Source organism: uncultured Alistipes sp., from assembly GCF_949296715.1.
Classification (GTDB): domain Bacteria; phylum Bacteroidota; class Bacteroidia; order Bacteroidales; family Rikenellaceae; genus Alistipes.
Genome location: NZ_CASFQD010000059.1, coordinates 80,793 through 86,969, shown reverse-complemented (window position 1 = coordinate 86,969; position 6,177 = coordinate 80,793). Strand labels below are relative to the sequence as shown.

Genomic DNA, 6,177 nt, shown 5'->3' with positions numbered 1-6,177 from the left:
GCCGAGGGAGCGCCGGAATAGCGGCCCGCACCATCACGAAATGCGCCTGCGGCGACCGTCTGCGGGCCGCCCGGCGCCGATGCCCGGCTTGGCCGTGGCGAGCGAGGCCGCAGGGGCGTGAAATCCCGGAAGGACGACGCCACGGGCCGCCCCACGTTGTGCCCGTGGCGGCGGGCTTCATCGCACCCGTTCGGCGTCCGATTCGATCATTACGGCCCATGCGTTCAACTCGTCAAATTCGACCGGCTCAAGCGCCGACACATCAATTACTGTCTCATACCGTCCGCGCTTCACGCTGGACAGTTCCGGATAATACGATACGGCCATGCCGTCGCATATGCGTATCTGTGCATCGAGGACCCGTTCACGGGCCGCCCATGCGAATAATTCCCGTACAGTCATGCCCACACCCGTGTTAAGTTTCCCATGCGCTGAAATCGCCGCAAACGACGCCCGGAGAGGAGAACCGAGAAGTCGGTCTCACCGAACCGCTGGCGGAGGATGTGATCGGGGATGTCGTCGAAGTCGAGGCGGATGCCCGCGATGCCGAAATCTGCCGACACGATCGAGGAGGGAGCGACCGAGAGGGCAAGGTTGACCGCGGTAGCGAGTTCGTGCAAATCGGCTTGCAGGCGCAGTTTGTAGACCCCATCGAAGGGGGTGCCGATCGAGGAGAGAATCCACCGCCGGGAGAAGGCCGGATTATGCACGAACGATGCGCGGGCGGCTTGCACCTCGCGGACGGTTCCGACGTAGCAGAGGGTGCAGATTCCGCGAGCGGAGGAGCCGAGCGACCGCAGGAGCGAATCGAGGACGACACAAGCGGAATCGACGCCGTAAACGAAGGTATCCGACCGCATCACGTAGGGCTTTTCAGCGCCCACGATGTCGACGATCCGGAAGCCGGTAATGTGCATGCGGCGGATGATCCGCGAGGCGTTGAGGGAGCGAAAGGCGCAGGTAAATCGTTCGTAGGCGCGCTGCCAATCCTTGATGCCGTGGACGTCGGCCCGAAGGTGGCATATGCGTTCACCGGGCAGAAGTCGTTGCATCAGTTCAATATTTTGTTTGTATTGCTGGAGCAGGCGCGGGAAGTATACATCGGTTTTGAGTTCGCGCACTCCTTTATACATCTGTAAAGGAACCCGCACGTAGCGTGGTTTGGAGACGATCTTTGTTTCAAAAAGTATCGCTTTCTGACGATCCGAGAGCATTGCAATTATCTGTTTTTGAGTGAAATATACATATGTTACCTATCTTATCTTACGATATGTGAGTGCAGGATTTTCACATCATATTGTGGCTCAACCTTTCCACAAAGATATGAATTAATATTTACATTATGTTAAATTATATCAAGGAAACAAGATATCCTATATTTCGATAATAATGGCCCTGAATATTTGGTTTACATCATAAACTTATTTATATTTGCAAATACCCGAAATAATCAGTACATATGCATAACACAAAACAGGACGAAAATGAAGGACATAAATGAACAAAAAACAAAGAGACTAACAGGCATGATATTAATCGGAATATCGATATTCATGACCTTTTTTATACTTCTTTGGGGTATCAATAATCCGGTCGGCTTTATCAGATACATAGGAATCAACCACACGGCACTCAATATTCCTTATGCCTGGCTTCTGGCGGTAGCCACTGCCATCGGCTATATTATCTACACCGCACGAATGATACCGTCGGTACGCAATAACCTTTTCCGCTTCAGAAGTTCACTCAAATGGATAGCCGTATACGCAGCAATCACAGGCAGTATCGTGGAGGAAACCGTTTTTCGAAAATTACTAATGGAATGGCTTGATAACAACGGATTCGATACCGCACTGCAAATCGCAATATCCGGAATTACATTCGGTATAGTTCATTTCTCATGGGGTTTGTTCAGCGGGAATCATCGCATTGGGACAGGTTCAGCAATATCCACGATGATTTTGGGCTTTCTACTGGCTCTTGTTTACGTTGTCGGGGATCGCAATGTGCTACCCGCTATCGCGGCACACACGATTATCAACCTGTTCGCAGAGCCCTGGCTGATGCTGCATGCTGTCAGCTCCGCACAAGGCGGGAGAGTAGAAAAGAGGTAAACAGGCGCAGACAACCCCACTCAATTACCGATAAAAAGCCGATTAACGGGGTAAAACGGGAAAGAGGAAAAGCAGCAGGGAATTTTTTGTATCTTTACGGCCAAAATGCCCGAAGCATGAAAAAGTTTCTGACTACAATTGCTGCAATTCTCCTGCTTTTCGGCTGTGCCGAAGCCCCGAAAACAGACAGCAACACACTCTACGTCTCCATTCTGCCGCTGAAGAGCCTTGTCGGCGGCATCGTCGGCAACGACTTCGACGTGCGCGCGCTCGTACCCGCGGGAGCCAGTCCCGAGACCTTCGAGCCCACACCGCGCCAGTATGTCGATCTGAACCGTGCGCAGCTGATCTTCAACGTCGGGTTGATCGACTTCGAAACCACGCTGTTAGGCAAACTTGAAGCACAGGAAAAGGTGATCGACTTAAGCCGCGGCATCGAACTGATCGCCGGCAGCTGCTCGCATGCTCACGGCAAAAAGGCCGCGCAAGGCAGCCAGGCCGAATCCGGCACAGAGGAGAGGGAGAGCACCGTACACGCCGACAGCCACGCATCCGGCACCCCGGCCGAACCGGCACACGGACACAGCCATGCCCACGGCATCGACCCCCACATCTGGACCTCACCGCGGGCGCTGCAACGCATGGCCGCCAACGCCTACGAGGCCATTCATGCGTTATGGCCCGACTCGGTGAAATACACCGAGAACCACGCCCGGCTACAGGAGCAGCTGGCGGCACTCGATGCCCGCACGGCCGAAAAGATCGCCGCAAGCGGCGTCAGCTACTTCATCATCTACCACCCCGCCCTCACCTACTACGCCCGCGACTACGGGCTGCGGCAGGTAGCCATCGAGGACGAAGGCAAGGAGCCGTCGGCCCGGGCACTCGCCCGCCTCATCGAGCAGGCACGGCGCGACGGCGTGCGCACGATATTCTACCAGAGCCAGTTCCCGGCCTCGACGGTCGAGGTGATCGCCGGTGACATCGGGGCGCAGAGCGTCGCAATCGACCCGCTGAAGGAGGATGTCATTGCCAATATCGACTCGCTAACCGATCTGATCGTCGCACAATGAATCTCGTCACCCTGCACGATGTCAGCGTCACCTACGACGGATATGAGGCGCTGCAACACGTCGATCTGGAGATCGCCGAGGAGGATTTCCTCGGCGTCATCGGCCCCAACGGCGGCGGCAAGACCACGCTCGTGCGGGCCATTTTGGGCACCGTGCCCCACAGCGGACGCATCGACTACGCCCCGGAGCTCTTCCGCGGCAGGGAGCGCCTGATCGGCTACATGCCGCAGATTTCGGACTTCGACCGCGCCTTTCCGATCTCGCTGCTCGAGGTTACCCTCTCGGGATTGCAGGGGCTGCGCGGCTTCCGCACGCGCTACACGCGCGAGGACCGGCGCAAGGCGTTGCAGCTGCTCGAAACGGCAGGGCTCGAGGAGGAGGCGCACCACCCCATCGGCGAAGTCTCGGGCGGGCAGATGCAGCGGGCGCTGCTATGCCGCGCCGTAATCTCGGAGCCGCGGCTGCTGATCCTCGACGAGCCGACGAACTTTGTGGACAATCGCTTCGAGAAGGAGCTCTACCAGACACTGCGCGAGCTGAACCGCCGCATGGCCATCATGATGGTTTCGCACGATCTGGGCACGATCACGAGCGTCGTGAAGGAGATCGTCTGCGTCAACCGCCACGTGCACCGGCACCGCTCGAACATCCTCACCGAGGAGCAGCTGCGCAACTACGACTGCCCCATCCAGCTCCTGTCGCACGGCCACATCCCCCACACGGTGCTCGAACACCACCCGGGCGACGGCTGCACGGACCACGAATAGCCTGTCGCCGGGCGGGTCCACCATCTCGGGATCGTCGCCGGCTGCCGCGGAAGCGACGCAACAGGGCATAAAACAACGCCCGCAACAAAGGATACCCATAGGTCGGCTGCCGCGGAAGCAGCACAACAGAGCATAAAAAACGCACGCAACGGAGGGCTCGCCCCCATTGCGTGCGTTTGCATTCCGGTTTTACGGTGGCGACGGGAGGCACACCCCCCACCGCGGCGCCGCGCTACCCTACTTCTTGCCGTTGATCGCGCTCAACTTCTCGAACAGTGCACCGTAAGCGTCGTTCATCTCGGCACGCAGCGCGGCATAGTGCTTGCGCACGAGCGAGCGGTTGTGCGGCTCGGCAGGATTCATCGCTTTGGAATAGAGGTTGTTGCGTACCGAAACGGCCTCCTGCATCACCTCGAAAATCTCCTTTTCCTTCGAAGGCTGGAAACACATCGCCATATCGCAGTCGAAAACCACCTCCTCAAGGATGTAGTCGATCTCTTTCTTGAGCTGTCTCAGATTTGCCATATTCCTTTTTTGTTTTTAAGTTTATGTTTGTCAATACCTTGTCGCTCCGCTCCACCCTGCCGCCGCACTCCTTCCGGCAGGCGTCAGGCGTCAGGGCCGGAGCCTGTTTCTACACTCCTGCAAAGATAATAAAAGGTTTCGGATTGACAAATCCATGCGATATTTATTATTTTTGCGCCCGGTTTAGGTTAATTGGGTTACATGTTCAATCGGTTCTTCACGCGGAGCCGCAAACAGCCGTCTCCGCTCAAACAGCAGTTGCTGCGGCTCGCAGCCCCGATCTTCGTCGAGACGCTGCTCATCATGATGCTCGGCGCCGTCGACACGGTCATGTTGAGCCGCCACTCGGACAACAGCGTCGCCGCCGTCGGCGTCGTCAACCAGATCATCATGCTCACGTTCCTCGTCTTCGAGGTCATCAACCTGGGCACCTCGGTGCTATGCTCGCAGTACATCGGCGCGCGGCTCGACAGGAAGGTGACGCAGGTCGTGGGCATCTCCCTCATGGTCAACCTCGTCGTCGGACTGGCCGTGAGCGCCCTGCTCTACTTCGGGTGCCACACGATCCTGCGCTGGATGGGCCTCGGGCCGGAACTGCTGGCCGACGGCGTGGACTACATGCGCATCGTCGGGGCCTTCGCCTTCTTCCAAGCCATTTCGATGACCCTCTCGGCGGCGCTGCGCAGCGCCGACAAGGCCATCTACCCGATGCTGGTGACCGTCGTGGTCAACCTCCTCAACATCATCGGCAACTACTCGCTCATCTTCGGCAAGCTGGGCATGCCCGAACTCGGGGTCGAGGGCGCGGCCATCTCGACGGCCTTCAGCCGCGGCGTGGCCATGGTGCTGCTCTTCGTTATCCTGCTGCGCAAGCACATCCGCCGCTTCCCGCTCGCCTGGTTCCGCCCCTTCCCCGTGCAGGAGCTGCGCAACCTGCTCAAGGTCGGCCTCCCCTCGGCCGGCGAGCAGCTCTCGTACAGTTCCTCGCAGGTGGTCATCACCTTCTTCATCAACATGTTGGGGGCCGAGGCGCTGGCCGCGCGCACCTACTGCGTCAACATCATCATGTTCGCCTACCTCTTCTGCATCGCCATCGCGCAGGGCGGCGCCATCTGCATCGGCCATCTGGTCGGGCAGCAGCGGCCCCACGCGGCCTTCATCCTGGGCAAGTACGTCATGAAACGGGCCGTCGGCATCACCCTGCTGCTCTCGACGGCCATTGCGCTGGCGGGCCCCGCGATCCTCGGATTCCTCACGCAGAACGAACACATCATCCACATGGGCACGCTCGTGCTGATGATCGACGTCGTGCTGGAGATCGGACGCCCGATCAACATCTTCGCCACGAACGCCCTGCGGGCCGTCGGCGACGTCAACTACCCCTTCTACGTGGGGCTCGTCGTCATGTGGAGCATCGCCGTGGGGGTCGGCTACCTCTTCGGCGTACACTGGGGGCTGGCGCTCTGCGGCATGTGGGCGGCCTTCTCGCTCGACGAGAACATCCGCGGCGTCATCTTCATCCGCCGCTGGTACGGCATGAAGTGGGCCGACAAGAGCTTCGTCCGCGCCTGACACGGCTGCGGCCCGTCAAGCAGGGCGGCAGCCTATACGAGGTATCCTCGCCCCGGCACAACGGCACGAAAAAGGGCCTTCCGCATCAGCGGAGGGCCCTTTCTTCACCTGCGTCGGCTCTCTGCG

6 protein-coding genes are annotated in these 6,177 nt (G+C 58.6%); 4 read left to right on the top strand and 2 right to left on the bottom strand.

What is annotated here, in order from left to right; translation table 11 throughout:
• Positions 1 to 398: 398 nt before the first annotated feature.
• Entirely contained in the window at positions 399 to 1,214 is an 816-nt protein-coding gene (locus Q1Y33_RS09655; protein ID WP_300799617.1) for a hypothetical protein, read from the bottom strand.
• A 270-nt stretch (positions 1,215 to 1,484) separates the two neighbouring features.
• Between Q1Y33_RS09655 and Q1Y33_RS09650 the strand changes: the two genes are divergently transcribed.
• The 3 genes from Q1Y33_RS09650 to Q1Y33_RS09640 all read left to right on the top strand — a co-directional run bounded on the left by Q1Y33_RS09650 (position 1,485) and on the right by Q1Y33_RS09640 (position 3,954).
• Complete coding sequence (locus Q1Y33_RS09650; RefSeq protein WP_300799615.1) at positions 1,485 to 2,114, top strand: CPBP family intramembrane glutamic endopeptidase; 630 nt, start codon at positions 1,485 to 1,487, stop codon at positions 2,112 to 2,114.
• Positions 2,115 to 2,230: 116 nt separating this feature from the next.
• Positions 2,231 to 3,187 (top strand): zinc ABC transporter substrate-binding protein, encoded by a 957-nt coding sequence (locus tag Q1Y33_RS09645; protein ID WP_300799613.1) that lies wholly within the window; start codon positions 2,231 to 2,233, stop codon positions 3,185 to 3,187.
• Entirely contained in the window at positions 3,184 to 3,954 is a 771-nt protein-coding gene (locus Q1Y33_RS09640; protein WP_300799612.1) for an ABC transporter ATP-binding protein, read from the top strand. Before Q1Y33_RS09645 ends, Q1Y33_RS09640 begins: the two co-directional genes overlap by 4 nt.
• A gap of 237 nt (positions 3,955 to 4,191) precedes the next feature.
• Here Q1Y33_RS09640 and Q1Y33_RS09635 read toward each other — a convergent pair whose 3' ends face one another.
• Positions 4,192 to 4,479, bottom strand: coding sequence for a hypothetical protein (locus Q1Y33_RS09635; RefSeq protein WP_300799610.1), 288 nt, complete (start codon positions 4,477 to 4,479; stop codon positions 4,192 to 4,194).
• 201 nt (positions 4,480 to 4,680) lie between these two features.
• On the opposite strand from Q1Y33_RS09635, the gene Q1Y33_RS09630 reads away from it, so the two are divergent.
• On the top strand, positions 4,681 to 6,051 hold the full coding sequence (locus Q1Y33_RS09630; RefSeq protein WP_300799608.1) for an MATE family efflux transporter: 1,371 nt from the start codon (positions 4,681 to 4,683) through the stop codon (positions 6,049 to 6,051).
• Positions 6,052 to 6,177: the final 126 nt, after the last annotated feature.

What these genes read in the sequence shown, in the direction of transcription:
- Q1Y33_RS09655 (WP_300799617.1), bottom strand. Translation starts at nt 1,214, where the DNA reads ATGCTCTCGGATCGTCAGAAAGCGATACTTTTTGAAACAAAGATCGTC.
- Q1Y33_RS09650 (WP_300799615.1), top strand. Translation starts at nt 1,485, where the DNA reads ATGAAGGACATAAATGAACAAAAAACAAAGAGACTAACAGGCATGATA.
- Q1Y33_RS09645 (WP_300799613.1), top strand. Translation starts at nt 2,231, where the DNA reads ATGAAAAAGTTTCTGACTACAATTGCTGCAATTCTCCTGCTTTTCGGC.
- Q1Y33_RS09640 (WP_300799612.1), top strand. Translation starts at nt 3,184, where the DNA reads ATGAATCTCGTCACCCTGCACGATGTCAGCGTCACCTACGACGGATAT.
- Q1Y33_RS09635 (WP_300799610.1), bottom strand. Translation starts at nt 4,479, where the DNA reads ATGGCAAATCTGAGACAGCTCAAGAAAGAGATCGACTACATCCTTGAG.
- Q1Y33_RS09630 (WP_300799608.1), top strand. Translation starts at nt 4,681, where the DNA reads ATGTTCAATCGGTTCTTCACGCGGAGCCGCAAACAGCCGTCTCCGCTC.